Annotated in this window: 28 protein-coding genes, 1 tRNA gene and 1 riboswitch; of the genes, 17 read left to right on the top strand and 12 right to left on the bottom strand. The window is 50.7% G+C overall.

Annotated features, from left to right (window positions below; translation table 11 throughout):
* Nucleotides 1-263: 263 nt before the first annotated feature.
* Both ACMYR3_RS10715 and ACMYR3_RS10720 read left to right on the top strand, forming a co-directional pair.
* Nucleotides 264-2,534 (top strand): DUF1631 family protein, encoded by a 2,271-nt coding sequence (locus ACMYR3_RS10715; protein WP_424191945.1) that lies wholly within the window; start codon nt 264-266, stop codon nt 2,532-2,534.
* A 146-nt stretch (nt 2,535-2,680) separates the two neighbouring features.
* A complete protein-coding gene (locus ACMYR3_RS10720; RefSeq protein ID WP_424191946.1) occupies nt 2,681-3,067 on the top strand; it encodes a hypothetical protein in 387 nt (128 codons plus the stop codon).
* 80 nt (nt 3,068-3,147) lie between these two features.
* Here ACMYR3_RS10720 and ACMYR3_RS10725 read toward each other — a convergent pair whose 3' ends face one another.
* Nucleotides 3,148-4,020, bottom strand: a complete 873-nt coding sequence (locus tag ACMYR3_RS10725) for a ferritin-like domain-containing protein (protein ID WP_424191947.1) — start codon at nt 4,018-4,020, stop codon at nt 3,148-3,150.
* A gap of 17 nt (nt 4,021-4,037) precedes the next feature.
* On the opposite strand from ACMYR3_RS10725, the gene ACMYR3_RS10730 reads away from it, so the two are divergent.
* The 3 genes from ACMYR3_RS10730 to ACMYR3_RS10740 all read left to right on the top strand — a co-directional run bounded on the left by ACMYR3_RS10730 (nt 4,038) and on the right by ACMYR3_RS10740 (nt 6,128).
* Nucleotides 4,038-4,562 carry a gamma carbonic anhydrase family protein gene (locus tag ACMYR3_RS10730; protein WP_424191948.1) on the top strand — a complete coding sequence of 175 codons (525 nt, stop codon included), beginning with the start codon at nt 4,038-4,040 and terminating at the stop codon, nt 4,560-4,562.
* The gene (hslO, locus tag ACMYR3_RS10735) at nt 4,562-5,503 is read left to right on the top strand and encodes an Hsp33 family molecular chaperone HslO (RefSeq protein ID WP_424191949.1); all 942 of its coding nucleotides are present in this window, start codon (nt 4,562-4,564) and stop codon (nt 5,501-5,503) included. The genes ACMYR3_RS10730 and hslO overlap by 1 nt, the downstream gene beginning before the upstream one ends.
* Before the next feature lie 172 nt (nt 5,504-5,675).
* Complete coding sequence (locus tag ACMYR3_RS10740; RefSeq protein ID WP_424191950.1) at nt 5,676-6,128, top strand: hypothetical protein; 453 nt, start codon at nt 5,676-5,678, stop codon at nt 6,126-6,128.
* Nucleotides 6,129-6,168: 40 nt separating this feature from the next.
* On the opposite strand, the gene ACMYR3_RS10745 is transcribed toward ACMYR3_RS10740, so the two are convergent.
* The 6 genes from ACMYR3_RS10745 to ACMYR3_RS10770 all read right to left on the bottom strand — a co-directional run bounded on the left by ACMYR3_RS10745 (nt 6,169) and on the right by ACMYR3_RS10770 (nt 12,430).
* On the bottom strand, nt 6,169-6,708 hold the full coding sequence (locus ACMYR3_RS10745; RefSeq protein ID WP_424191951.1) for an AAA family ATPase: 540 nt from the start codon (nt 6,706-6,708) through the stop codon (nt 6,169-6,171).
* A complete protein-coding gene (pnuC, locus tag ACMYR3_RS10750) occupies nt 6,705-7,349 on the bottom strand; it encodes a nicotinamide riboside transporter PnuC (protein ID WP_424191952.1) in 645 nt (214 codons plus the stop codon). The genes ACMYR3_RS10745 and pnuC overlap by 4 nt, the downstream gene beginning before the upstream one ends.
* Nucleotides 7,350-7,409: 60 nt before the next feature.
* On the bottom strand, nt 7,410-7,874 hold the full coding sequence (ftsB, locus tag ACMYR3_RS10755) for a cell division protein FtsB (protein ID WP_424191953.1): 465 nt from the start codon (nt 7,872-7,874) through the stop codon (nt 7,410-7,412).
* A gap of 128 nt (nt 7,875-8,002) precedes the next feature.
* A complete protein-coding gene (gene eno / locus ACMYR3_RS10760) occupies nt 8,003-9,286 on the bottom strand; it encodes a phosphopyruvate hydratase (RefSeq protein ID WP_424191954.1) in 1,284 nt (427 codons plus the stop codon).
* 105 nt (nt 9,287-9,391) lie between these two features.
* A complete protein-coding gene (gene kdsA, locus ACMYR3_RS10765) occupies nt 9,392-10,243 on the bottom strand; it encodes a 3-deoxy-8-phosphooctulonate synthase (RefSeq protein WP_424196476.1) in 852 nt (283 codons plus the stop codon).
* Nucleotides 10,244-10,765: 522 nt separating this feature from the next.
* A complete protein-coding gene (locus tag ACMYR3_RS10770; RefSeq protein WP_424191955.1) occupies nt 10,766-12,430 on the bottom strand; it encodes a CTP synthase in 1,665 nt (554 codons plus the stop codon).
* A 283-nt stretch (nt 12,431-12,713) separates the two neighbouring features.
* Here ACMYR3_RS10770 and ACMYR3_RS10775 point away from each other — a divergent pair, with 283 nt between their 5' ends.
* Nucleotides 12,714-13,535, top strand: a complete 822-nt coding sequence (locus ACMYR3_RS10775) for a heparan-alpha-glucosaminide N-acetyltransferase (RefSeq protein ID WP_424191956.1) — start codon at nt 12,714-12,716, stop codon at nt 13,533-13,535.
* Nucleotides 13,536-13,785: 250 nt separating this feature from the next.
* Here the strand turns inward: ACMYR3_RS10775 and ACMYR3_RS10780 are convergent, their stop codons facing one another.
* The 5 genes from ACMYR3_RS10780 to glyA form a co-directional block, all read right to left on the bottom strand.
* Nucleotides 13,786-14,616, bottom strand: coding sequence for a transglutaminase family protein (locus ACMYR3_RS10780; RefSeq protein WP_424191957.1), 831 nt, complete (start codon nt 14,614-14,616; stop codon nt 13,786-13,788).
* A 12-nt stretch (nt 14,617-14,628) separates the two neighbouring features.
* Nucleotides 14,629-15,597 (bottom strand): alpha-E domain-containing protein, encoded by a 969-nt coding sequence (locus ACMYR3_RS10785; RefSeq protein ID WP_424191958.1) that lies wholly within the window; start codon nt 15,595-15,597, stop codon nt 14,629-14,631.
* Between the two features lie 141 nt (nt 15,598-15,738).
* On the bottom strand, nt 15,739-17,151 hold the full coding sequence (locus ACMYR3_RS10790) for a circularly permuted type 2 ATP-grasp protein (RefSeq protein ID WP_424191959.1): 1,413 nt from the start codon (nt 17,149-17,151) through the stop codon (nt 15,739-15,741).
* Between the two features lie 458 nt (nt 17,152-17,609).
* Nucleotides 17,610-18,080 (bottom strand): transcriptional regulator NrdR, encoded by a 471-nt coding sequence (gene nrdR / locus ACMYR3_RS10795; RefSeq protein WP_424191960.1) that lies wholly within the window; start codon nt 18,078-18,080, stop codon nt 17,610-17,612.
* A 49-nt stretch (nt 18,081-18,129) separates the two neighbouring features.
* Nucleotides 18,130-19,374 carry a serine hydroxymethyltransferase gene (glyA, locus tag ACMYR3_RS10800; protein ID WP_424191961.1) on the bottom strand — a complete coding sequence of 415 codons (1,245 nt, stop codon included), beginning with the start codon at nt 19,372-19,374 and terminating at the stop codon, nt 18,130-18,132.
* A 103-nt stretch (nt 19,375-19,477) separates the two neighbouring features.
* A riboswitch (ZMP/ZTP riboswitch) is annotated at nt 19,478-19,581 on the bottom strand.
* A 30-nt stretch (nt 19,582-19,611) separates the two neighbouring features.
* On the opposite strand from glyA, the gene ACMYR3_RS10805 reads away from it, so the two are divergent.
* From ACMYR3_RS10805 to ACMYR3_RS10855, 11 genes are all read left to right on the top strand, one after another.
* Nucleotides 19,612-19,848 (top strand): hypothetical protein, encoded by a 237-nt coding sequence (locus ACMYR3_RS10805; protein WP_424191962.1) that lies wholly within the window; start codon nt 19,612-19,614, stop codon nt 19,846-19,848.
* Nucleotides 19,849-19,853: 5 nt separating this feature from the next.
* Nucleotides 19,854-20,615, top strand: a complete 762-nt coding sequence (locus ACMYR3_RS10810) for an SDR family oxidoreductase (protein ID WP_424191963.1) — start codon at nt 19,854-19,856, stop codon at nt 20,613-20,615.
* A 145-nt stretch (nt 20,616-20,760) separates the two neighbouring features.
* Nucleotides 20,761-21,204 carry a tol-pal system-associated acyl-CoA thioesterase gene (gene ybgC / locus ACMYR3_RS10815; RefSeq protein WP_424191964.1) on the top strand — a complete coding sequence of 148 codons (444 nt, stop codon included), beginning with the start codon at nt 20,761-20,763 and terminating at the stop codon, nt 21,202-21,204.
* A gap of 56 nt (nt 21,205-21,260) precedes the next feature.
* Nucleotides 21,261-21,965 carry a protein TolQ gene (gene tolQ, locus ACMYR3_RS10820; protein WP_424191965.1) on the top strand — a complete coding sequence of 235 codons (705 nt, stop codon included), beginning with the start codon at nt 21,261-21,263 and terminating at the stop codon, nt 21,963-21,965.
* Nucleotides 21,962-22,393 (top strand): ExbD/TolR family protein, encoded by a 432-nt coding sequence (locus ACMYR3_RS10825; RefSeq protein WP_424191966.1) that lies wholly within the window; start codon nt 21,962-21,964, stop codon nt 22,391-22,393. Before tolQ ends, ACMYR3_RS10825 begins: the two co-directional genes overlap by 4 nt.
* A 24-nt stretch (nt 22,394-22,417) precedes the next feature.
* Nucleotides 22,418-23,269 (top strand): TonB C-terminal domain-containing protein, encoded by an 852-nt coding sequence (locus ACMYR3_RS10830; protein ID WP_424191967.1) that lies wholly within the window; start codon nt 22,418-22,420, stop codon nt 23,267-23,269.
* Nucleotides 23,269-24,573, top strand: coding sequence for a Tol-Pal system beta propeller repeat protein TolB (tolB, locus tag ACMYR3_RS10835; RefSeq protein WP_424191968.1), 1,305 nt, complete (start codon nt 23,269-23,271; stop codon nt 24,571-24,573). The genes ACMYR3_RS10830 and tolB overlap by 1 nt, the downstream gene beginning before the upstream one ends.
* 121 nt (nt 24,574-24,694) lie before the next feature.
* Nucleotides 24,695-25,243 carry a peptidoglycan-associated lipoprotein Pal gene (gene pal, locus ACMYR3_RS10840; protein WP_424191969.1) on the top strand — a complete coding sequence of 183 codons (549 nt, stop codon included), beginning with the start codon at nt 24,695-24,697 and terminating at the stop codon, nt 25,241-25,243.
* 19 nt (nt 25,244-25,262) lie between these two features.
* Nucleotides 25,263-26,036 carry a tol-pal system protein YbgF gene (gene ybgF, locus ACMYR3_RS10845; RefSeq protein ID WP_424191970.1) on the top strand — a complete coding sequence of 258 codons (774 nt, stop codon included), beginning with the start codon at nt 25,263-25,265 and terminating at the stop codon, nt 26,034-26,036.
* Nucleotides 26,037-26,086: 50 nt separating this feature from the next.
* Nucleotides 26,087-26,767, top strand: coding sequence for a 7-cyano-7-deazaguanine synthase QueC (gene queC / locus ACMYR3_RS10850; protein WP_424191971.1), 681 nt, complete (start codon nt 26,087-26,089; stop codon nt 26,765-26,767).
* Between the two features lie 102 nt (nt 26,768-26,869).
* Nucleotides 26,870-26,945 (top strand) — tRNA-Lys (locus ACMYR3_RS10855).
* The last annotated feature ends 16 nt before the right edge of the window (nt 26,946-26,961 follow it).

The raw sequence follows: 26,961 nt of genomic DNA on the forward strand, positions 1-26,961 counted from the left end.
GCATCGACTACCTCATCTTGACCATTGGATTGAAGTGAATACAAATAGTTTAACGGCCCAATTTCATCGCTTCACCAAAAAACAAACCAATACGTTGCATTGAAAGCTGTGAAGTATTTCATGTAAACCACTGGTTCACTTAAATTCACTTACAAATGTTTCGTACGCCGAAAATGGGGGCGCGTTAAATTAGCCGCGGAGATAAAAAATGGTGGCAAAAAAGACCACTGATGCAACGACGCCTCTTACATTAAGCGGAAATCATGCAAAAAAAATCTAGAGAAATTAACGAGGAATTTGCGTTACTGCAAAGATTGGCGCATAGCGCAGCAGGTGCCTTCAGCCGCGATATCCCCGCCATGCTGGAACGCTTGCAAGGTGCCTTGCTGGCGCATGCTGACAGCACGATTCGGCCGGAAGAATCACGTATCTGCATGTATCGCTATACCACCATCCATAAAAATGCCGATGCGCTGGCTGATATGTTGCGCCGCGAATTGACTGATGTCATTCATGGCGAGATCGTCAAAAAATTTACACCCACCGTCAATCAGGAATTTTCGCTCGATGATACCGAGCTGGTGTCCATGTCCGAGATGGAAATGACGGTGATTTTGGGTAATCTGGCACGTGCTGCAGAAAACAATCTGGGCGATATTTTAAGTAGTCTTAATCTGCGCTTATCGGTTTTATTTAAAAATAAAGACTTCAGCATTGCCGACAATCCGTTTCGGCCTGAAGTCTTCTTTCGCGCCATGGCCAATGCCTGGCAGAGTTTTGACGAACATGCCGATGAGTCCACGCTGATTGTTTTGCGCCTGCTCACGCCCCATGTTTATATCAACCTCAATCCCATTTATCAGTTGCTCAATGATTGCCTGATTGGTGAAGGCATCTTGCCGCAGCATATCGACACTTATCGTCGTGAACGTACCCAGGCCTTTGAAGTCACCCAGATTCGGGTTGATCAGCTTAACAACAACCTGCCCCCTGGTGGTGCCAATGCACCGGCCACCGATATGGCGGCCCAACAATCACTGCTGGGTCGTTTGCAACGTTTGTTGACGGGTCAGGCTGCCAATCATCCCATGGCCATGCCGACCATCATGCCATCGCTGAATCAGGCCAGTCAGTTGCTCAACACCATGAGTTTCATGATCAATCCGCCACCCGCACCGCTCATGGTTGATAGCGGCATGATCCAGTTCTTAACCAATTTGCAGCAACGCTTTCGTGCTGCCGCTCAAACCACCGGGCAATCGGCAGGTAACAGCTCTCCTGATGCGGGCCATCCGCTCCAGCCCACCTTGAGCCAGCCCAATGTGCTGCACGAATTACGCAAAAATAACAATCAACATACATTCAGCGAAATGGATGCGCCGATGGTCAATCTGCTGGCGCATGTGTTTGATTTTATTTTCCGCGACCGTCAGCTACCACCTGAAATCAAGTTTTTGATTGGACAGCTGCAAATTCCGGTACTCAAAGCCGCTCTGCTGGATCGCAATTTTTTCTTTCAGGAAAGTCATCCGGCACGCCGCTTGATCAACCTGTTAGGCAAAGCCGGTGTCGGCTGGATTCGTGCCAATGGGATGGATGATCCACTCTATGTGTTGATATCGGATATCACCCAGAAAATTCAAAACGAATTTACCGATGATCTGGGTCTGTTTGAACAATGTATCGGCCAGCTCGAAACCTTCCTCGAAGAAGAAGAGGAAGAGATCGAGATCATCATTGAGCCCAATGTCAGCGAACAACTGCTGGCCGAAAACCAGAAGCTGGCCTACGAAGCCGCTCACCGCGAAATTCAGTCTCGCAAAGCCTCGGGTGAAGTATCAAGCATGCTCGACGATTTCCTGGACGATATGTGGCTGCCGGTACTGGCGCACGCCTATATGCATCAGGCCGATGACCCCATGGGCTGGCCTGATTCACTCAAAGTCATGGATGACCTGATCTGGAGTGTGCAACCCAAGACCAGTGTGGACGAACGCAATAAACTGCTCGACTTGCTGCCCGTTCTGGTCAAACGCCTGAACGAACAGTTGGATACCATCAGCATTGATTTTCCTGCACGGACCAAATTCATGGCGGCACTGGTGGAACGCCATGCCGCAGTGGTCCGCTATGCCTTTAAATTATCGGCAACGCATCAACTCAAGCACGCCGAACTGATGGCACGGCGTGCCGTCACGCATCGACTGCAAAGCAAAAAAGATGAGCAGCCACCCATCATACGTGATGCCTATGATGCCTTGGTAGATAGCATGGCGCGCGGCGTTTGGCTGGAATATCAGCGTGAAACACCACAAGGCATGCTCACGTTGAACTTTCGTCTGACCTGGATCAGCCCGATGCGCTCACGCTTTTTGATGACCAACCGACAAGGCTATGATGCCCTGGTCAAGACCCCGCTTGAGTTGGCCAGTGATTTACGTAACGGCCTGGCCACCGTACTCAATGGTCAACCGATTTTGAGTCGCGCTATTGAAAGTGCGGTTGAAGAATTAGAGACCAGCCAAGCTGCCTGAGCCTGTTTCAGGCAGATAGGCAAATGCGTTTGTCTGCCTGGTTTGTCTAGCTGTTGAGTCCTTGTATGAAAATCATATGATTCTCAAGCTCGCTACGTGATATCGACAACTCCGTTTAAACTATGGTTTTATCTTGAAGCGCGACCATGACCGTACTGATTGAAGATTTGCGCACCGTCATCAATGACAACGGTGTTTTGTTTGAACCCTTGAATGACCATGAGCTTACCAGCCAGGGTAATGTGCATGTCACCCTCACCGAGCCAGGCCGGGTGCGCGGCAATCATTATCATATTGCTGGTCGCGAATTGATCACGGTTTTTGGCGCTACGTTAGTACGCTATCGTGAAGGCGAAACCACCCATGAAGTGGTCCTTGCCGACAATGAAATCAAGCGTTTCACCTTTCCTGCTGGTGTAGCGCATGCTTTTAAAAATATTGGCACCAAAACCAGTACCCAGATTGCGTTTAACACCGAAGTCCATGATCCGGCCAGACCTGATACGGTGAAAATGGTTTTGATTGAATCCTGATTTAATCAAAATCTGAATTTTTACGCTGCAATGCCCGTCTGTCTACCCGTCTGCCATAAATGGGCATTGTGCTCTTCGCTTTAAATCTGCAGTGTCTGCTGTAGAGCCTGCAGCTCATCTTCGGCAAAGCCGGCCTCGCGCCGCGCTGTCAGATTAAACGGGCCACGCAGCCGCGGTGCCTCATACTGTGCAGCGAATTGTGCGTAAGCGGCGATGGTGCTCAACCCTTGTTCCTTGCACAGTGTTTTGAACCAGTGATTGCCGACCGCGACATGACCAATCTCATCGCGCAAAATAATATCCAAAATTGCGGCCACGGCATGATCCCCAGCCTGATGCAACTTGGCACGAATCGCAGGCGTCACGTCCAGCCCGCGCGCCTCCAGGGTACGCGGCACCAGGGCAATGCGCGCCAGCAGATTGTCACGGGTTTTCTCGGCCATTTCCCACAAACCATGATGCGCAGGGAAATAACCATAATCAAACCCCAGACTGATCAGATGATTTTGCAGAAGTGTGAAGTGATAGGCCTCTTCTGCCGCCACCTTGAGCCAGTCGGTGTAAAAAGTCAGCGGCAAACCCGTAAAACGCCAAACCATATCCAGCGCCAGATTGATGGCATTAAATTCAATATGCGCCAAGGCATGAATGAGTGCGGCGCGTCCTTCCACCGTCACCATACTGCGCGACTTGACCTTTAAGGGCTCAACCAGTTCGGGCTTGTCAGGCCGGCCCGGTAAACCGATGGGTTCAACATAGGTCACCAATTCGTCCGACATAGAGGGATTGACCATCAACGCTTCGTGGAGCTGCTGTACTCCTAAACATTTTTGTACTGGATCGGATTCAATCAGCAAGTCAAGGGCTTTTTGACGCAGCGGTAACGCTTTGTTGAGATCGTGTAAGGTATTGAAAGGTGAATTACCTGGCATCGGCGTAAAATAGGGGTTCATTCATTTCGGTTATCTGTATGTCAATCTACCAATTAGGCAATATTGCTCCGCAAATCGACGACTCGGCCTTTGTGGCTGACAGCGCCAATATTATCGGCAATGTCACACTCAAGGCCAATAGCAGCGTTTGGCCAACGGCTACACTGCGTGGCGACAATGAACCCATTGTCGTCGGTAGCAACAGCAATGTACAGGATGGCGCCGTCCTGCACACCGATCCTGGCTGCAAACTGACCATTGGTGATAACGTCAGTGTCGGCCATCAGGCCATGCTGCATGGCTGCACCATTGGCGAAGGCTCACTGATTGGCATTCAGGCAATTATCCTCAATGGTGCCGTGATCGGTAAAAATTGCCTGATTGGTGCAGGTGCCCTGGTTGCTGAAGGCAAACAGATTCCCGATAACTCATTAGTGGTTGGCACACCGGCCAAGGTCGTGCGGATTTTATCCGATGAAGATGTCGCCAAAATCCACAAGAACACCCTGCACTACGTGGAACGTGCCCAAGCCTATAAAACCAGCCTGATCAAGATTGGCTAATGAGCGATACTCTTCATAAATTTTTATTTGATGCGGCACCGGTACGTGCCGAAATCGTCACCCTGGAAGCCACCTGGCAAGAAGTGTTGCGACGGCGCAGTTACCCACGACCGATTCAGCAAATGCTGGGTGAGATGATGGCGGCAGCGGCCTTGCTGTCAGCCAATCTCAAGTTCAATGGTGCCATGATCATGCAATTGCATGGTGACGGCCCGGTCAGCCTGCTGGTGGTGGAGTGCAATTCCGATTTATCCATGCGTGCCACCGCCAAGTATGACGAGTCCGTTGCTATCGGCGCTGATACGCCCTTGTCTGACTTGATCAACCGGCATGGCAAAGGTCGCTTTGCCATTACGCTCGACCCCAAGGACAAAATGCCCGGCCAGACGGCTTATCAGGGCATTGTGCCCTTGGTGGACGAACATCAGCAGCCCTTGCAATCCATCGCGCAGATTCTTGAGCTGTATATGGCGCAATCCGAGCAACTGGAAACCCGTCTGATTTTGACCAGCAATAGCATGCGTGCTGCTGGCTTATTGCTGCAAAAAATTCCTATCGAAGGCGGACAATTGAATACCGTTGTCGACGCCGACACCTGGAACCGCGTTAATCAATTGGCCCAGACTGTCAAACAGGAAGAATTGCTGCAGCTCAATGCCGAAGCCATTGCCCATCGACTGTTTTGGCAAGAACCTGCACAGAGTTCAGAACCTGGCAAGCCCCACTTTGCTTGCAGTTGTTCACGGCAACGGGTGGCCAGTATGCTGAAGATGCTGGGCATGGCTGAAATTGAAGGTTTGCTTGAAGAACGTGGATCAGTGGAAATTAATTGTGATTTCTGTAATCAAAGATATGAGTTCGATGCCGTCGACTGTGCGCAATTGTTCAGCACGATTACCCTCACCGAGGGTGTGGCAAGCCCGCAAACCCAGCGCCATTAGCCATCCGGCCATGGTGCCAGGGTTGCAGTTGCTTCCTCCTGGTGCCAGATCAGCAACCCCAAGGGTAACAGTTGATCATTAAGTGCGCTCATGTGCGACAGGTTTTACCTTAAATATACTCCCAATATGTATATTTTAAGACCTATATATAACGCACTGAATAAGGCAAATAATGAAGATACTCCTTAAAAAATCCAATTCTTTGGCGATTTTTTCAAAAACCGCAGCACAGCCTTTGAGCCTGGCATCAATCGGACTGACGCTGCTTTTGGTGGGCTGCACAACGGTACCGCCGGGCCCTCCACGGATTACCCGTCTGGCACCAGAACCATCAGCCACGCCCGCACCGCAAATCACCCAGCAAGAAGCAGAACGGATTGCCCAGATCAATGCGCAGGTGTTGAAAGATCAGGAACGTGATGCCGAAAATGCGCGAATAGCAAGACAACAACAACTGGATCGTCAAGCTTACGGCTACCCTTATTATGGCTATGGTGGTGGCTATTACGGTTGGGCACCCGTGATTCAACCTTATGCCTATTATGGTGGCGGCCATCGTGGCCGTGGCTGGCGAGGTGGCTTCAGTGTTGGCGTGCCGTTTGGTTACTACGGCTGGCCTTACTAAATCAATCAACTACAAGCAATTGCCAACGGTTGCGCCAACCTTAAGGCGATGCGGGACTCAAGCCAAAACGGCTATCGAGCAAGCTGGTCACTTGCTCCAGCCGGGCTGTTTCAGTGCCACTCACCAGCGTGTAATCCCAACCCCAGTCTTGTAATAAGGCCAGCAAGTGTTGATGGATTGCCAACTGTGCGGCCGGACTATCGCGTTGAATGCCATCAGCCTGCCAGGCAATATCAGTATGGGTCACCAAGACCAGATCGTAGCGATGTTGTTGCGCCAAGTTCGTGAGCTCAGCCGGACACTCACCAAAACAGTAGGCACTGTAGAGCGCCGTCATGCAGGGGCCGGTATCGCAAAACAGATAATTTTGCGCAGTCGCCAGGGCTACGCTCTCATGCGCAATTTGAGTGTGTGCAATAGGTAGTTGCTCACTGGGTTGCGGCAAGCGCTGCTGTTCAATCACAAATTCACGTAGATACTCACCCACCCAGCTGGTTTGATAATGCCTGGCCAATGCTTGCGCCAAGGTCGTCTTGCCGGTGGATTCCGCGCCCAGCAGTAAAATTTTTTTCACATTCATGCCAGCACCACATTGCCACGCGCTTGTTGATCGGCACGCCAACGCTGCCAGCCGAGCACACACAATAATAAAAATACGCCATACAAACCGGCGGTAAGCCATAGGGACTTGATCAGATACAAGCCCACATACACCACGTCCACCACAAACCAGAGCAACCAGTTTTCAATTTTTTTACGCGCGAGCAACACCTGTGCAATGATCGACCCGGCAGTGGTCATGCCATCCAAGCTTGGCACATCGGTATTGGTATGGCGCGCCAATAACTGATAGAGCACCACCCAAAGCATGCCCCAGATCATCAGCAAAATCAGCCATTGTGACTTGCTCAAACAGGAAACGGTCAATGGTCGGGCTTGCAACATTGAATCTTCGACCTTGGCACCATGTAACCAGGCATACCAGCCATACAGGCTGGCAACCAGAAAATAGATTTGCAATGCCATATCGCCATAAATGCGATTGACCGCAAACAGCGCCATACTTAATAAAATTGCCGCAATATTGACTGGCCAGGCCCAGAGTGACTGCCTAGTATTGAGCCAGATACCAATCAAGGCCAGCACAGTGGTGATGGCTTCCAGGCGCGTCATGGCATAACTGCCCAGTACCCAAAGAGGTGTAGTCAGCCATTCAATCATAGGTCCCCCATAAATCAATGGGAAAGGGTAATGGAATGCCAGGCATTCCCTTAACTTGCATTAGTGGGTGGTATTGCCAGGTGTGGCAGACGCATTTGCGGAACGATTGGCCGTAGGATTATCCGCCGTGTTGGCGGCTCCATGAGTGGCTTGAGTCGCAGTAGCGGTGGCAGCATCATCCGGTTTGCCGCTGTTCAAAAAGGCCTTGCCTGCCGAACTGGACTCGATGGGTGAGACTGGCCGACGCGCTTTACCCGCCTCAAGAATTTGCACAAAGACTTCACCTTCCTTGACCATCCCCAACTCATAGCGCGCCCGCTCTTCAATGGCCCCTTTACCTTCGCGCAGATCACGGACTTCGCCTTCCAGGCGGGCATTACGATCGCGCAAACCTTCATTGATCTTGTTTTGGGTTGCCAGCTTGCTATCCAGCTCCCACACCCGAAACCAGCCGCCCTTGCCAAACCAGAGAGGGTACTGAATCAGTACAAGCAAAGCAGCCAGAACCAGAGTAATCAGACGCATGAAATCGCAATAATGGGAATGTCAGGATTAACCGTTACAACCTTACTATGAGCCAGATTGTAGCGGTAAGGAATGTCCAAAGAAAAAGGTGAGGATCAACCTCACCTTTAACACTGTTACAACTGATTTTACTTCAGGTTGTAAAAAGCGGAACGACCAGGGTAAGTGGCGATATCACCCAGATCTTCTTCAATACGCAACAATTGATTGTACTTGGCCATACGGTCAGAACGGCTCATGGAACCGGTCTTGATCTGCAGCGCATTCATCCCTACCGCAATATCGGCAATGGTTGAATCCTCGGTCTCGCCGGAACGGTGCGATACCACCGCGGTATAACCAGCACGCTTGGCCATTTCGATGGCAGCAAAAGTTTCGGTCAAAGTGCCAATCTGGTTAATTTTGATCAGGATCGAGTTGGCGATACCGCGCTCAATACCTTCTTTCAGGATTCTGGTGTTGGTCACAAACAGATCGTCACCGACCAGCTGGATTTTTTTGCCCAGCTCTTTGGTCAGAATTTCCCAACCGGTCCAGTCACCTTCATGCATCCCATCTTCAATGCTGATAATGGGGTACTTGTCACACCAGGAAGCCAGCATATTGGTCCACTCGGTGGCGGACAATTTCAGGCCTTCACCTTCGAGGTGATAAACACCATCTTTATAAAACTCGCTGGCCGCGCAGTCCAGACCAATCGCCACTTGCTTGCCCGGTTCATAGCCGGCTTTTTCAATTGCTTCCATCAACAGCTTCAAGGCAGCTTCATGGCTTTGCAAGGAAGGGGCAAAACCACCTTCATCACCCACCGCGGTGCTGAGGTGTTTGTCGTGCAGGAGTTTTTTCAGTGTGTGAAACACTTCTGCGCCATAACGCAGTGCTTCACGAAATGAAGGTGCACCAACTGGCAGAATCATGAATTCCTGCAAATCGAGGTTGTTGTCTGCATGAGCGCCGCCGTTGATCACGTTCATCATTGGCACCGGCATTTGCATGGCACCCGAACCGCCAAAATAACGATACAGTGGCAAACCGCTTTCTTCGGCAGCCGCTTTGGCCACCGCCATGGACACAGCCAGCGTGGCATTGGCACCCAGACGGGCTTTATTGTCAGTACCATCCAGATCGATCAGGGTACGATCCAGAAAGGCTTGTTCAGCCGCATCCAGGCCCATGATGGCTTCGGAGATTTCGGTGTTGATATTTTCGCAGGCTTTCAGAACACCTTTGCCCATGTAGCGGGACTTGTCACCATCGCGCAGCTCAATGGCTTCGCGCGAACCGGTAGAGGCACCGGATGGCACGGCCGCACGGCCCATCACACCGGATTCCAGCAAAACGTCACACTCGACAGTTGGATTACCGCGTGAATCAATCACTTCGCGACCAATAATATCGACGATTGCGCTCATTTATTTTCCTTCTTGGTTGATCAAAGTTAGGGATAGAGAAATATTTCAGCCAAGCATGTTACCTGTTGAAGGTGACGCTGCCGAGGCAGTTTTTTGTCATTTGGCTTATAAAGTTGTTTCAATGAAACCGGTTTTCTTGACCAGGGTATCCAGTTCCTTGAGCGTATACAGCAATTCTTTCATACGTGGCAACGGCCAGGCATTGGGGCCATCGGACTTGGCGACTGCCGGATTGGGATGGGTTTCCATAAACAAACCAGCCACGCCAACTGCTACCGCAGCGCGCGCCAGTACCGGCACATGCTCACGCTGACCACCCGAACTGCTGCCCTGACCGCCCGGCAACTGCACTGAATGCGTCGCATCAAATACCACTGGACAAGCCGTTTCGCGCATGATCGCCAGTGAACGCATATCGGACACCAGATTGTTATAGCCAAACGATACACCACGCTCGCAAGCCATGAAGTTGTCTTCCGGCAAACCGGCTTCACGGGCAGCATCACGCGCTTTTTGCATGACATTTTTCATGTCACCGGGTGCCAGAAACTGGCCTTTTTTGATATTGACCGGCTTGCCCGATTGCGCACAGGCCCGAATGAAATCGGTCTGACGGCACAAGAAAGCTGGCGTTTGCAATACATCCACCACGTCAGAAACCGGCTTGATTTCAGGAATGTCATGAATATCCGTCAAGACCGGCACACCAATCTGTTTTTTGACTTCAGCCAAAATTGCCAATCCTGCTTCCATGCCCGGACCACGAAAGGTACTGCCAGAACTGCGATTGGCCTTGTCGAAGGAAGATTTATAGATGAAAGGAATGCCCACTTCATCCGTGATTTCCTTAAGCATACCGGCTGTTTCGAGCGCCATTTCACGGGACTCGATGACGCAGGGGCCAGCAATCAAAAAGATGGGATGATTCAAACCAATTTCAAAACCACATAATTTCATGCTGCGCTCCTTGCTGTCCCGCATCCAGCGCCGCGGTCGCATCCCCATTGGGGCCCCTGCTCTACGCTCTGCTGTCGCCCAGCAATCAAAAAGATGGGATGATTTAAACCAATTTCGAAACCACATAATTTCATGCTGCGCTCCTTGCTGTCCCGCATTCAGCACCGCGGTCGCATCCCCTTTGGGGCCCCTGCTCTACGCTCTGCTGTCGCCCAGCTATCAAAAAGATGGGATGATTTAAACCAATTTCAAAGCCACATAATTTCATACTAGTCTCCTTGCTGTTCCGCATCCGGCACCGCGGTCGCATCCCCTTTGGGGTCCCTGCTCTACGCTCTGCTGTCGCCCAGCTATCAAAAAATAGGTTGGTTCAAACCAATTTCAAAGCCACATAATTTCATGCTGCGCTCCTTGCTGATTCCTGACAAACACTACAACATAAATACTTGATAGCCATTTACTCACAATGTCCGTATCAGCAATAAAAGATAATTCAAGCGAATGAAATTGCATTCAACAAGATCAGGCGACCTTCTTTTCCTGGGTATGTGCTTGTTGAGCCAAAGCTGCCTTGATAAAGGAAATGAACAAAGGATGACCATCACGCGGGGTGGATTTGAATTCGGGGTGATATTGCACGCCCATGAACCAGGGATGCACGTCTTGTGGCAGTTCCATGATTTCGCACAGGTCTTCGGTCGGTGTGCGTGCGGCAACCACCATACCGGCAGCTTCTACCTTGGGCAGTAATTCATTATTGGCTTCGTAGCGATGACGATGGCGCTCATTGACTTCGGCACCATAAATTTTGGCAGCCAAAGTACCCGACTTGACTGAACAGGTTTGTGCACCCAGACGCATGGTGCCACCCAGATCAGAATTGGCATCACGTTGTTCAATCTGACCATCGCGATTTTTCCATTCGGTAATCAAAGCCACGATCGGGTTTTCGGTATGGGGGTCAAATTCGGTCGAGTTGGCCTGCGCCAAACCCGCTTTATTGCGTGCAAATTCAATCAAGGCGACTTGCATACCCAGGCAGATACCCAGATACGGTACCTTGTTTTCACGAGCAAATTTGGCCGAGGCAATTTTTCCTTCCACACCACGCTTACCAAAACCACCCGGTACCAGAATCGCATCAAAGTGCTGCAAGGCACTGGTGCCTTCGGTTTCAATCTGCTCAGAATCGATATATTCGATATCAACCTGGCTATTGGTATGAATCCCGGCGTGACGCAAGGCTTCTGTCAGTGATTTATAGGATTCCGTCAGATCAACATATTTACCCACCATGCCAATGGTGATGTGATGTTGCGGATGCTCCTGCACTTCCACCAGGTTTTTCCACATGGACAGATCGGCTGGTTTGGCCGACAGCCCCAATTCGGCACAGATGATGTCATCGAGCTTTTGGTTATGCAGCATCATGGGGATCTTGTAGATGGAGTCCACATCCCAGACGGAAATCACCGCATCTTCCTGCACATTGGTAAAGAGTGAAATCTTGGCGCGTTCTTCGGCTGGGATTTCACGATCGGCACGACACAGCAAGACATCTGGTGTAATACCAATTTCGCGCAGTTTCTGGACAGAATGCTGGGTTGGTTTGGTTTTGAGCTCACCTGCCGAAGCAATAAAAGGAACCAGTGTCAAATGGACATAACAGGCCGACTGGCGGCCTTTACGCAAGCCCATTTGACGAATCGATTCCATGAATGGCAAAGACTCAATATCACCCACCGTGCCGCCAATTTCCACAATAGCCACATCCACCGCTTCGGAAGTGCCTTCGAGTGCACCACGTTCGATGAAAGTCTGGATTTCATTGGTGATATGCGGAATGACCTGAACGGTGCGCCCCAGATAATCGCCACGACGCTCTTTTTTGAGCACTGAATCATAAATCTGGCCAGCGGTAAAATTATTGACGCGACGCATCTTGGCGCTGATAAAGCGCTCATAATGGCCAAGGTCAAGGTCAGTTTCTGCGCCGTCGTCGGTCACAAAGACCTCGCCGTGCTGAAACGGGCTCATGGTACCGGGATCAAGATTGATGTACGGGTCCATTTTGATTAACGTGACCTTGAGGCCTCGTGACTCTAAAATGGCAGCAAGAGAAGCGGCCGCGATTCCTTTACCCAACGAAGAAACCACGCCACCAGTGACAAATACGTATTTGGTCATTGCGGTCGGTGCCGGAGCTGATCCGGGCACGAATGGAAATTGAAATTATAGCTTAGGAGTCGTCCCGGCAGAAGCCATCAACACTAAACAAAGCATAAAAGTTAATGGCACACCGGGCTCTGCCAAACTGTTTTTTTCCGGCCATCAATGATGTGTTCTTGCTGTCGCACGGCTTGACCGGTTCCTGAGCCGTGGTTCGTTGCACCGATCCCGACAATAAATAAATTTTGTAACCCTTGCCAGCACTCAATCCTTTCACCTCACATTCCAGCCAATTGCCCTGATGACCAATTTAGCCATTTCCCCAAGCACCCAACCTGGCCGCATCAGCCTGCTCGATAAGCTGCGTGGCATAGCGGTCGTGATGATGATTGCCTATCACTTTTGTTTTGACCTGAATTACTTCCGCTTTGCCAGTTTCAATATGCTGGCCGCCCCTGGCTGGATTGCCTGGCGTACCGTCATTGTCAGCAGCTTTTTGCTGGTGATGGGCGTAAGCCTGCAACTGGCTGCTCAAGCCCGCACCAACCATCGCATTGCCCTTGAACCGCCGCCGCTTTCTTGGTGGCAACGGCTGTTTTTTGGACGCGGATTCTGGGGGCGCTGGCTGCAAATCACGCTCGCCGCTTTACTGGTCTCCATCGGCAGTTATGCGATGTTTCCAGAAGGCTATATCTATTTCGGGATTTTGCATTTTGCTGCTGCTGCCACCCTGCTTGCCCGCCCTCTGTTAAAGCTGGGTTCGATCAATCTGGTCATTGGCATCATTTTGATCATACTGGGCAAGCTGATGCACCTGGATATGATGAATCCCAGAGCCTTGAACTGGATTGGTATGGTCAGTCAACTGCCACTCACCGAAGACTATGTGCCTATCCTGCCCTGGCTGGGTGTGGTGCTGACTGGTGTGGGCGGTGCAAGCTATTGGCAAAACCGAGGTAACACCGTCTGGCCGTGGTTGAACTCCCTGGAGCAAAAGCTGCCAAGTCCAATCGCCCAACTCTTAAGTTTTCTAGGCCGTCATAGCTTGCTGGTTTATCTATTGCATCAACCTTTATTGATGGCACTCTTGTCAGCCGCGTACTTTGGGTTGCAGATACATTAAGCGATACGTCCACTCACCCATCAATATACTACCCAATATAGATATTCTGACATCATATAAATCGCACTTGACAAGCCAATTTACTCATATTACTAGGATGGAGTATATGATTTAAGATACGAAAATTCGACTTTGAGTTCAGTTCAAAGTTGCTTTTAGTGAGCCCGTCTGATTCATCGCAGTACTGAAAAGCCATACTGCAAAACTGAATAGCACGTCAGAAATGACGCGCTTTGCATCAAGGTGTCGCTCAGACAGGCATGATGGAAATTTTCACACTCAGATTCTCTCGCCCACCACCGGTACGCATGCCACGAATCGGCGAGACCGACGCGTAGTCCTTACCGACGGCCAGGCGCACATGCCGCTCGTCGCTAAAACAGCGATGGGTAATATCAATGCTATACCAGCCGGTTGCCTGACCGTGCGTGCCCTCCACCCAGACATCAACCCAGGCGTGGCTGGCCAGTTCGGGCGCATTGGCCGCATAAAAATAGCCACTCACATAACGCGCCGGTACACCATGCGCACGACAGCAGGCCAGATAAACATGCGCCTGATCCTGACAGACACCCGCCCGGCCCAAAAAGGCCTGGATGGCCGTGGTATTCACATTGGTGGAACCCGAGGTATACGTCACCCGAGTGGCCACATCATCGGCCAGATTGATCAGGGCTTCCAAAGCATAAGGGCCACCTGCCTTGATACGCGCCAGTTGAATCGTAGAAAAATCGCGCAGCAAATGCTTGGGCTCGTCTTGCGTCAACTCGGTCGCATTCACATAAATATACGGTGACAGTTCTTTGGGGTGCGGCAAAATCACCTGCCCGGCTTCCATATTGGTCGAAACTTCACCCTGCGCCAATAAATCGATATAGCTGATCGGATGCGTCACTGTCATTGAATGACAGGCATTGAAATAGCCATCCTCAAAAGCACGCAAACCTGCTGGTGCACTCACCTTCCATCGATGGATTTCCTGATACTCGTTGCGTCGCGGTGACAGCCGGACTTCCGAAATGGCGTACCGCACAGGTGCGCCATATTGATAAGTGGTAAGGTGCCGAATTGCCAGTCGCATGAGGTGTCAGCCTCACGCAACCGCAAGCGGCACCAGGAAATCTCGACTGATCGAGTTACCCAGGTCATTGATACGCTCCAGAAAATTGGTCAGATAGGCATGCAGGCCCATATTGAGCACATCCTCAATCCGGTCATATTTGAGATCAGCGCACAGCTTGCCGGCACGACGCTCGGTTTCCGGGCTTTGCTCATTGCGCACGTTAGCCAGAATATCAATGACTTCAACCATGCAACTGGCCAGTGAACGGGGCATATCATCACGCAGAATCATCAGCTCGGCAACGCGCGAAGGCGTGATGACATCACGATAGACCTTGCGATACACCTCAAAGCCCGACAGCGAACGCAACACCGCAGCCCAGTGGTAATAATCCTGCTGGGACTCGGAAGCAGCGCTATGCGAAAAAGCCAGATATTGATTTTCAATACCATGAAATTTCACATCCAGAATCCGTGCCGTGTTATCGGCCCGCTCCAAAAAAGTACCCAGACGCAAAAAGTAAAAAGCATCGTCCTTCAACATGGTACCCAGCGTCACACCCCGTGATAAATGAGAGCGATGCTTGACCCATTCAAAAAACGTGGCCGGATCACGCGTCAATTGATCTTCATCCAGCATGCGTAAAAAATCCAGCCAGGTGGTATTGAGCGTTTCCCACACCTCGGTCGTCAGGCTGCCGCGCACCGCCCGTGCATTTTCACGTGCCCCTTGCAGACAGCTGTAAATGGAAGACGGATTGCTCGGGTCGGTGACCATATAGTTGAGCACGTCGGCACGATTGATGATGCCGTACTTTTCGTCATAACCGCCCTTGAGCTCGGTAATGCTCAACATCCCGCGCCAGCCACGCTCCGCAGTTTCGGTGGATTGTGGCATGAGGGAAGTTTGATAATTGACGTCCAGAAGACGAATCGTATTTTCAGCACGTTCGGTATAACGTGCCATCCAGTACAGGTGATCAGCGGTTCGACTTAACATAGAGTTTTCTTGTTTAAACCACCACAGCCAGACCATCGCCAGCAAAATGCAGGCGCTTGAGATAGCAGTGGTAGCAGGTGTTCATCAATGTAGATAGGCTATTTGTTCGTGTTGATCAGGGTTGGCAGACCGCCACCCCGCTCAGCTTTCCAGTACCCAGGTGTCCTTGGTGCCGCCACCCTGGCTACTGTTGACCACCAGTGAACCTTCACGCAATGCCACACGCGTCAGGCCACCGGGCACCATCACCACATTCTTGCCTGACAGCACAAAGGGCCGCAAATCAATATGGCGCGGAGCAATACCCGACTCAACATAGGTAGGACAGGTTGATAGCGCCAATGTCGGTTGCGAAATGTATTTATCCGGATGCGCAATCAGCACTTCCCGAAATTTTTCAATTTCGGCCTTGGTTGCAGCAGGGCCCACCAACATGCCGTAGCCACCGGCACCATGTGTTTCCTTGACGACCAGCTCACTCAAATGATCCAGCGTATATTGCAGATCTTCTGGTTTGCGACACATGAAGGTAGGCACATTGTTGAGAATGGCTTTTTCACCGAGATAAAACTCGATCATGTCCGGCACATAAGGGTAGATCGATTTGTCATCGGCGACACCCGTGCCGATTGCATTGGACAAAGTGACATTGCCCTCGCGATACACCGACAACAAGCCCGGCACACCGAGGGTGGAATCAGGCCGAAACACCAGCGGATCCAGAAAGTCGTCATCGACGCGACGATAGATCACATCAACCCGCTGCGGCCCCTGTGTGGTGCGCATGTAAAGGTAATCGTCCTTGACGAACAAATCCTGCCCTTCGACCAGCTCGACACCCATTTGCTGGGCCAGGAAAGCATGTTCAAAATAAGCCGAGTTGTACATGCCCGGTGTGAGCACGACCACGGTCGGATCAGTAATTCCGGATGGTGCAGAGGAACGCAGGGTATCAAGCAGTAAATCGGGATAATGTTCGACCGGTGCGATTTTATTGCGGGCAAACAGATCGGGGAAAAGTCGCATCATCATCTTGCGATCTTCCAGCATATAAGACACACCGGAAGGCACGCGCAGATTGTCTTCGAGCACGTAAAACTCGCCCTCCCCGGCACGCACAATATCAATCCCGGCGATATGCGCATAAATGTCACGCGCCACATCCACGCCCTGCATTTCCGGGCGATATTGGCCATTCTTGAAAATCTGCTCAGCCGGAATCACCCCGGCCTTGATGATATTCTGATCATGATAAATATCGTAGATGAACTTATTGAGCGCGGTGACCCGCTGACGCAGACCCACTTCAAGCTGCGCCCATTCGCTGGCCGGAAAAATCCGCGGAATGATGTCAAATGGAATTGTCCGCTCAGTACCGGCTTCATCGCCGTAGACGGCAAAAGTAATACCAACACGACGAAAAATAACTTCTGCTTCGGCGCGTTTTTTTTCCATCAGTTCGGGTGGTTGCTGTTTTAACCAGGCATCAAACTGGCGGTAATGTTCTCGCGCTGATTTGCCATCCGTCATTTCATTAAAAAAGGAGCTTGGCATAGAGTTGTTATCCCTTTCTTGCTTCTGGAGGGTGAGTGAGAGTCTTTTATTGGTGCAGCTGAATGCTCTATTGCAATGAACGAGCCAGCTTAAGCTGTGATTCCCTTCGCATAAAAAGCACTTTATTGCACCATCATAGTGCAAACATCAGCGACTGTGCGGGGTTTCGTTTCAGATTGCCTGACCTGGGGCATAGGACAGCAAAATAGCTTGCGCAAATAAACTAGGCAACTGTGCTTAAAAAGTGATGGCGATCGGGATGCACCAAAACCAAAGTGCTGAGTCAAGCTGGTGAATCAAGCCAGTTCAACGACCACAAGATTGCGCCTGGGACTGTAATTTTAAAGGGGTATATGAGAAAACCAGCTGCCTAGGTAAATAAATATTGGTTATTTTTAAATACCCTGGGCAAGTATTGATCGTTGAGACAACTTGAGCCAACTCGCGATATTGGCAATTCAGGTTTTTTTAGTGCGGGCCGGCTTGTTGACTTCGGAAATCACTTCCTGAAATTCGGCAAGATCCTCAAAGCTGCGATATACCGAGGCAAAACGCACGTAAGCCACCTTGTCGAGCTTGCGCAGTTCACGCATCACCAGCTCACCGAGTTGCGAAGTCAGTATTTCACGCTCACCGGAGGCCAGCAGTTTTTCCTCAATACCGGTAATGGCATGATCAACCGCTTCGGTCGGCACAGGCCGTTTGCGCAAGGCCAGCATCAGGCTGGCGCGCAGCTTGTCGCGCTGATAGTCGGTACGGCTGCCGTTTTTCTTGACGATGGTAGGAAAAGAGAGCTCCACCCGCTCAAAAGTGGTGAAGCGCTTTTCGCATTTTTCACAGCGACGCCGGCGACGAATCGAGTCCCCTTCCTCCGATACACGGGTTTCCAGCACCGTGGTATCGGCATGATGACAAAAGGGACAATACATGATTCGCCTGTCGGGTTAATGAACCAGAGACTGATTCTGGTAAGGCTGATTAGCCATAGACCGGAAAAGCCTTGGTCAGTACGGCAACCTGCTCACGGACCCGCGCCAGATTGGCTTCATCGTGCGGATTGTCGAGCACGTCGGCAATCAGGTGCGCCACTTTTTCAGCTTCGGCTTCTTTGAAACCACGGGTGGTCATCGCTGGCGAACCCAGACGAATACCGCTGGTGACAAAGGGCTTTTCCGGATCATTGGGAATCGAATTTTTATTGCAGGTGATGTGCGCATCACCCAGCACTTTTTCAGCTTCCTTGCCGGTAATCTTTTTGGCGCGCAAATCCACCAGCATGACGTGGCTTTCGGTACGACCAGAAATGATGCGCAATCCACGCGCAATCAAGGTTTTGGCCAACACATCGGCGTTTTTCACCACTTGCTGCTGATAGGTCTTGAATTCAGGCTTGAGGGCTTCACCAAAGGCAATCGCCTTACCAGCAATCACATGCATCAGCGGGCCACCTTGCAGGCCAGGGAAAATCGCTGAATTGATGGTTTTTTCCAGTTCGGCTTTCATCAAAATCACGCCACCACGTGGACCACGCAGACTCTTGTGGGTGGTAGACGTCACTACATCGGCAAATGGCACCGGGTTGGGATACTCACCAGCGGCAATCAGGCCAGCATAATGGGCCATATCGACCATGAAATATGCACCCACTGCCTTGGCCACTTTGGCAAAACGCTCAAAATCAATGCGCAGCGCATAGGCCGAAGCACCGGCAATGATCAGCTTGGGCTTGTGCTCATGGGCCAGCCGCTCCATCGCGTCGTAATCAATTTCTTCCTTGGCATCCAGGCCATAACTGACCACCTTGAACCACTTGCCCGACATATTGAGCGCCATGCCGTGCGTCAAATGGCCACCTTCGGCCAGGCTCATGCCCATGATCGTGTCGCCAGGATTCAACAAACCCAAAAATACGCCCTGATTGGCCTGTGAGCCAGAATTGGGTTGCACATTGGCGGCTTCTGCGCCAAATAACTGCTTGAGGCGGTCAATCGCCAGCTGCTCGACGATATCCACGTTTTCACAACCACCGTAATAACGCTTGCCCGGATAACCTTCGGCATATTTGTTGGTGAGTTGCGAACCCTGCGCCAGCATGACGGCTGGGCTGGTGTAGTTTTCCGAGGCGATCAGCTCGATGTGATCTTCCTGACGACGATTTTCCAGCGAAATTGCGTGGGCAACTTCTGGATCGTAAGCCGCGAGGTCTACTTGTTTGTTGAACATGCTCTACTCCAGTCGATGCAGGCCCTTGCCTGCGTATATTTAGGCCAGATGAGGATTGAATTTAGCTGAATGAAAATTGACAGACAGCCCAATAGAACCCACATTTGGCTGCCCAGGCGATCGGCTGAAACCCTTGTGCTTCCCGGTGGATACCCACCCTGATGCTGCCCGCGTTGGCAACATGTCTCGCCAGTCACACAAGGTATAAATGGAAGCCGAAGTTTACTTGAGGCCGCGATGAAGAGCAATCCAAAAAAACAGCAGCAAAACCTGCAAATTAAATCACCACTGAGATTGGAATTGAGATTGCAAATTCGACGACAACTGATCCACCAGTTTGAGCGTCATAGAAATGCGCTAATGACAGTTGTAGATACAATCAGCCAAGGCATGATTGGTCAGTCCAGCATGCAATGCCGCAGACTTTTTGCGACAATCGTTTTTTCTCACAGATTTTTCTCACAGATGGGATAAGCATCATGATCGTATTGGTGACAGGCGCAACCGCCGGCTTTGGCTGGGCAATTGCCAAACAATTTTTAGCAGCTGGACATCAGGTGATTGGCACTGGGCGCCGTACCGAACGCTTTGATCAGCTCAAAACCGAACTAAGCGCGGATCAGCAAGCCCGTTTTTTAGGCATTGCGCTGGACGTACGCGACAAAACCGCCATTGATGCAGCGCTCGCAGCCCTGCCCACCGACTGGCAGTCCATTGATCTGCTGGTCAATAATGCTGGCTTGGCACTTGGCCTGGAGCCCGCCCATCAAGCTTTGCTGGAAGACTGGGAAACCATGATCGACACCAATATCAAAGGACTGGCTTATATGACACGGGCGATTTTGCCCGGCATGGTGACACGCGGTCGCGGCCATATTGTCAATCTGGGTTCGGTGGCCGGACAGTTCCCCTACCCCGGCGGCAATGTGTACGGCGCGACGAAAGCGTTTGTTGATCAGTTTTCGCTCAATTTACGCGCTGACCTGCTCGGCACGCCAGTTCGGGTGACCAATATTGAGCCGGGCTTGTGCGGCGGCACCGAGTTTTCCAATGTGCGTTTTCATGGTGACGACAGCAAAGCGGCGTCTGTTTATAACGGTACTGAACCACTCACCGCCGACGATGTGGCCGAGACCGTTTTTTGGGTAGCCACGCGGCCAGCTCATGTGAATATCAATAGCGTGCAGCTCATGCCAACCTGTCAGGCCTTCGGTCCACTTGCAGTGCACAAGAAATCGTAAGAAAATATACTCCTTAAAGTTATTTGATTGGCATCAATGAATTCGCACCTAAGCTAGGTTATTTTGATATTTACTCCTATGCAGTATCAAAATAATCCAGCTTCACTGAGCGGATAGCAAGCATTACAGCCAAAAAAATTAAACCATGACCATGACACCTACGGCTGCTTTCAGTACAACCTTTCGGGTTTATTACGAAGACACCGATGCCGGTGGCGTGATTTTTTATGCTAATTATTTGAAGTTTTTTGAACGGGCGCGCACCGAATGGCTGCGCTCTTTGGGCTTTGGCCAGCATGATTTGTCGCAGCAAACCAACACGATCTTCATGGTGGTCAATACTTCGGTGGATTATCTGAAGCCAGGCCGACTGGATGATTTACTGCATGTGACAGTCGATATTGAAAAAGTCGGCCGAGCCTCCATGAACTTCAACCAAGGCTGCTACCGCCTTGCCAGCAACGGCACCGAATTGGAAAAATTGTCCCATGGCAGCATCACGGTATGTTGTGTTGACTTGGATAAGCTCAAACCCACCGCCATACCCGAAGTCGTGCGCAATAAAATTCGTACTTCTAGTACCGATTGAAAAAAGTTCTGTAAAATATTGATCTGTTTGAATAATTGAATCAAAGAAAGTAACCCATGAGCGCTTCTCAGGATATGTCAATCATCACGCTGGTCATGAACGCCAGCCTGCTTGTGCAATGTGTGATGGCCCTGCTTCTCATTGTTTCATTGATGAGCTGGACACAAATCTTTCGCAAATTCTTTTCCCTTTCACACCATAAAAAACAGACCGAAGAATTCGAGTCTGACTTTTGGTCGGGTGGTGATCTGCAAGGCCTGTATCAAGCCGCCAGTGCCAATCGCACCCGTCGTGGGCAATCTGCCGCGCTGGAGCGCATTTTTGAAGCCGGCATGCGTGAATTCATGAAAGCCCGTGAACGCAAGTTAAATGATGGTCAGGCGATGCTGGATGGTGCCCGCCGCGCCATGCGTGCTACCTATCAGCGTGAAATGGACGCCATTGAAGCCAATCTGCCCTTCCTGGCATCGGTCGGCTCCGTCAGCCCTTATGTGGGCTTGTTTGGCACGGTGTGGGGCATCATGCACGCATTTAGCGGGTTAGCCAACGTGCAACAAGCCACGCTGGCCAGCGTCGCTCCCGGGATTGCCGAAGCACTGGTAGCCACAGCCATTGGTCTGTTTGCGGCGATTCCGGCGGTGATTGCCTACAACCGCTACGCCGCACAGATTGACCGTCTGGCGATTCGCTTTGAAACCTTCATTGAAGAATTTTCCAACATCCTGCAACGTCAGGGGCAAGCGCAGGTCAGCAAGTCATGAGCGAGGTCATGCGCTCCTCCCGCCGAGGCCGTCGCGCCATGGCTGACATCAATGTGGTGCCTTATATTGATGTGATGCTGGTGCTGCTGATCATCTTTATGGTGACAGCACCGATGGTCAATCCGGGTGTGGTGGAGTTACCCACGGTAGGTAAATCAGATGTCAGGCCACAAGTCAAACCTTTGATCGTGACCATCAAGGCTGATGAAAGCGTCACCATTTCCATCCCTGACAAAGGCGAAAAAGACAAGCCTGTCAGCAAAACCGAGCTGATCGCCGTTATCAAAATGCTCAAGGCGGATAAACCTGATGTCAAAGTCATTATTGCCGCCGATAAAAACGTCAAATACGACATCGTCATGCAAGTCATGGATGAACTGAAAAACAATGAAATTCCCGTTGGTTTGTACACCAAGCCCATCAAGTAAGTCATCACATAAAGCACCGCAGGCATGAACAGTATTCCTCTGAGCAATTTGCCGATTCTGCCGCAACGTAAAAGTAGCGGCTGGACGTCTTTTGCCATGGCCCTGGCGATGCACGCTTTGCTGTTTGCCTTTCTGTACAACAGTGTGCAATGGCAAAGCGCCGAGCCGGAAGGCATGGACGCCGAGCTCTACAGTGATTTGCCTTCCATTGCAGCACCACCAACGCCGGTAGAACCCAAGCCCGTTCCCAAAGTTGAACCTAAAGTAGAGCCCAGGCCTGAACCCAGAATCGAACCGAAACCGGAAGTAAAACCCGATATCGTGCTGGAGCAGGAAAAAAAACGCAAAGAGCTGGAAGCTAAGAAGCTGGCTGAACTGCAGGATAAAAAGAAAAAAGAAGAAGACCTCAAAAAGCAACAGGCTGAAGACAAACTCAAAGCCCAGGAAGTCGCCAAACTGGCCGCCAAAGAAGCAGCAAAAGATGCTGCCAAACGTGAAGCCGAACACCAGAAAATGGTGCAGTCCATGTTGGGGCAAGTGGGTGGTACTGCTGATAAAACTGCTGGCAGCGGGTCTGGACAAGGCACCGGTAAAGCGGCACCATCTGCTGGCTATGCAGGTCGTGTTTCTGCCTATATCAAACGCTTTATCGTCTTTAATGATGAAACCGACGACAATCCATCCGCAGTGGTTGAGATGACCTTGAGCCCAGTAGATGGAACTATCATGTCTCGCAAGATCAAAACCTCCAGCGGCAACAAGGCATATGACGAAGCCATTTTGCGGGCACTCGACAAGGCTGAACGCCTTCCTTCTGACAACGGCAAGTACTATACCCCGCTTGAACTGCGTTTCAGGCTCAAGGATCTCTCTTGATGATGACTATTTTTTCTTCTCGTACCCTATTTCAAACATTAAGCCAAACCATCGCAGTCTGTCTCTTGGTTGCAGCGAGTCTGACAGGCCCTGCTCAGGCACAGATGCGCATCGACATTACCGGTGTGGGTGCCAACCAATTTCCGATCGCCATCGCCAACTTTGCCGATGAAGCCAATGCACCACAAAAAATCAGCGGCATCATTCGTGATGATCTGGCACGCAGCGGCCAGTTCAAGCTCATCGACACAACAACGGTACTCAATGAAATTACCACCCCCAACTTTAGCGAATGGAAGAGCAAAGGTTCTGATGCACTGGTCGGCGGCAGTATTACCCGCTTGGCGGATGGCCGCTACGACGTGCGCTTTCGCCTGTATGATGCCGTCAAACAAAGCAGTCTTGGCGGCCTTTCGTTTGTTTCCAGCAATGATGACTTACGCCTGACGGCACACAAGATTGCGGACTTCATCTATGAAAAGCTGACGGGCGACCGTGGCATTTTCGCCACCCGAATCGCTTTTGTGATGAAATCTGGCGGCAGTTATCGCCTGCAAGTCGCCGATTCCGATGGTCAAAATGCTGTTACGGCCTTGACCAGCAAAGAACCCATCATCTCTCCTGCCTGGTCACCTGATGGCGGCAAGCTGGCTTATGTTTCTTTTGAAAACCGCAAACCTGTTGTCTATGTGCATCAGCTGGCTACTGGTCGCCGCTCCATGGTTGCCAACTTCAAAGGTAGCAATAGTGCGCCAGCCTGGTCGCCCGATGGTAGTCGTTTGGCGGTGGTATTGACGCGCGATGGCCAATCACAAATTTATCTGATGAGTGCTGAAGGTGGCGAACCCCGCAAACTGACCTCCTCATCAGGTATCGACACAGAACCCGAGTTTTCTGCCGACGGCAGTACCATTTATTTCACTAGCGATCGTGGTGGTTCCCCACAAATTTATCGAGTTTCAACCAGTGGTGGCGAAGCAACACGCATTACTTTCAAAAGCCCCTATAGCATCAGCCCACGCATTTCTCCTGACGGCAAGACCCTCGCCTATATTTCATTGCGAGGTGGTCGATTCCAGGTTATCTCCCTGGATTTAGCGAGTGGCACCGAACAACTTCTAACGGACAGCTTTAAAGATGAGTCCCCCACTTTTGCACCAAATGGCAAGATCATCCTATATGCAACCGACCTGGGGGGCCGTGGTGTACTGGCATCAGTCACCACCGATGGTCGCGTCCGTCAAAAGCTGAGCGTCAACACCGGTGATGTGCGTGAACCAACCTGGGGACCATTTACAAAATAGTTGTCGGGTGTTTTTTTACACATCTTTCGGCTAATATTTCCTGGATTTAACACATATACCTAGTAAAGTATAAAGTTGGCTATATTCCCTTGATTCCTACTTTCCTTTTAGAGAAAAAACTATGAAAAATGTAAACCGTTCCATTTCTAGCAAAGCATCTACTTTGTTTGTTGCCCTTGCTGCTGGCATTTTGCTGAGCGCTTGCGGCTCCAGCGTTAAACTCGCTGACAAAACACCCGTTGAAGAACGTGGCGCAAGCATGCCTGATACCAGCAACAGCCGTGGTGTTGCCCAAGTACAAGCTGATAGCAAAGATTTGGGTGCTGGTCCTGATGTTTCTGCTTTTGCCAAAAAAAGCGTTTATTTTGACTACGACAGCTATATCGTTAAAGATGAATTCCGCGCCCTGGTTGAAGCCCACGCTAAATACCTGAACGCCAACAAATCACGTAAAGTGATTGTCCAAGGTAACGCTGACGAACGCGGTGGTAGCGAATACAATCTGGCCTTGGGTCAAAAACGTGCTGAAGCCGTTCGCAAGAGTCTGCAATTGTTGGGCGTTTCTGAAACCCAAGTTGAAGCAGTTAGCCTGGGTAAAGAAAAACCACGCGCTTTGGGTCATGACGAGGCTGCTTGGTCAGAAAACCGTCGTTCCGACTTCGCTTATTAATTTAAGGATTTAAAGCTGCATGAGCGTATTCAAGTTGTACAAACCAGTTTACCAGGCTCTGCTTATCGCAGGCTTGTTGGTCGCCGTTGCCCCTGCCCATGCAGGCCTGTTTGATGATGATGAAGCACGCAAAGCCATCTTGGACTTGCGTAATCGCATTGATAACAGCGCCAAGGAGGATGCATCCCGTATGGATAGCATCCAGCAGAGCAATTCACGAGCACAACTTGAAACCGCTGCGCAGCTTGAATTATTGCGCGAAGAAATCAAGCGACTACGCGGCCAGAATGAACAGCTTGCCAACGATCTGGCCAATCTGCAAAAGGGCGTCAAAGACAGCTATACCGAACTCAATGATCGGATCAAACGGGTTGAACCACAAAAGGTTTCCGTTGACGGCCAGGAAGGTACGGTTGAGCCAGGCGAGCAAAAAGCATTTGATTCCGCACTTGCGTTGTTTCGCTCGAGTGACTTCAAAGGTTCGCTCGCCGCACTGACCGCCTTTTCTGCCCGCTATCCGCAAAGCGTTTATATCCCGGCAGCACAATACTGGAGCGGCAACGCCTACTATGCATTGAAAGACTATAAGTCAGCGCTTTCGACCCAGCTCAATTTTGCCAAAAACTATCCAGACCATCCCAAAGCACCAGATGGCTTGTTGACAGCGGCCACCATTCAGATTGAACAAGGTGACAAAAAGAATGCCCGTCGTGTACTTGATCTGATTATCGAGCGCTACTCGCAATCCCCAGCAGCACAAACTGCCCGCGAAAAAATTCCGCTGACCAAGTAAGTCTTTTGCTATCCTAGTTACGCCCAGTCTTATATTTTTTAGGTGTATCTTTGACTTCTAAAGCGGTTGTACTTCTTTCAGGTGGGCTTGATTCCACCACCGTGCTGGCGATTGCCCAGGCCCAAGGCCATGAATGCTACGCCCTCTCCTTTGATTATGGACAAAGGCATCGCATTGAGCTTGAAGCGGCAAGCCGGATTGCGCAAAATGCGCAGGTAACACGACATGAAATCGTCAAATTGGATCTACGCCATTTTGGTGGCTCCGCTCTCACGGATGCATCCATTGATGTCCCGACCAATATCGATGCTGGCAACACCATCCCTGTCACATATGTTCCTGCCCGTAACACCATCATGCTCTCAATTGCCCTGGGTTGGGCTGAAATCATTGGTGCCCATGATATTTTTATAGGCGCCAATGCTGTCGACTATTCAGGCTACCCTGATTGCCGTCCAGAATATATTGCCGCATTTGAAGCCATGGCCAATCTTGCCACCAAAGTTGGCGTAGAAGGAAAACCGATTCGCATCCAGACACCTATCATTACCCTAAGCAAAGCTGAAATCATTGCAAAAGGCTTGATGCTTGGTGTTGATTACAGCCTGACGATCTCTTGCTATCAAGCCGATCAAGCTGGTCGTGCTTGCGGAATCTGTGATTCTTGCAGACTGAGAAAAAAAGGGTTTGCTGATGCCGGATTGATTGATCCAACCTTATATCAGGCCTGATCAGCAACTAGCAGATATCAAAAACAAGTCATCATACTTATATGACAATTTCAGTATCTTGCTTGACATACCCCAGGTAGTGCCTCATAATAGCTTGCTTTCGGGACGTTAGCTCAGCTGGTAGAGCAGCGGACTTTTAATCCGTTTGTCGTGGGTTCGATCCCCGCACGTCCTACCAAGAAAATCGAGGGGTT

It is taken from the genome of Ampullimonas aquatilis (assembly GCF_049675895.1).
Classification (GTDB): domain Bacteria; phylum Pseudomonadota; class Gammaproteobacteria; order Burkholderiales; family Burkholderiaceae_D; genus Ampullimonas; species Ampullimonas aquatilis.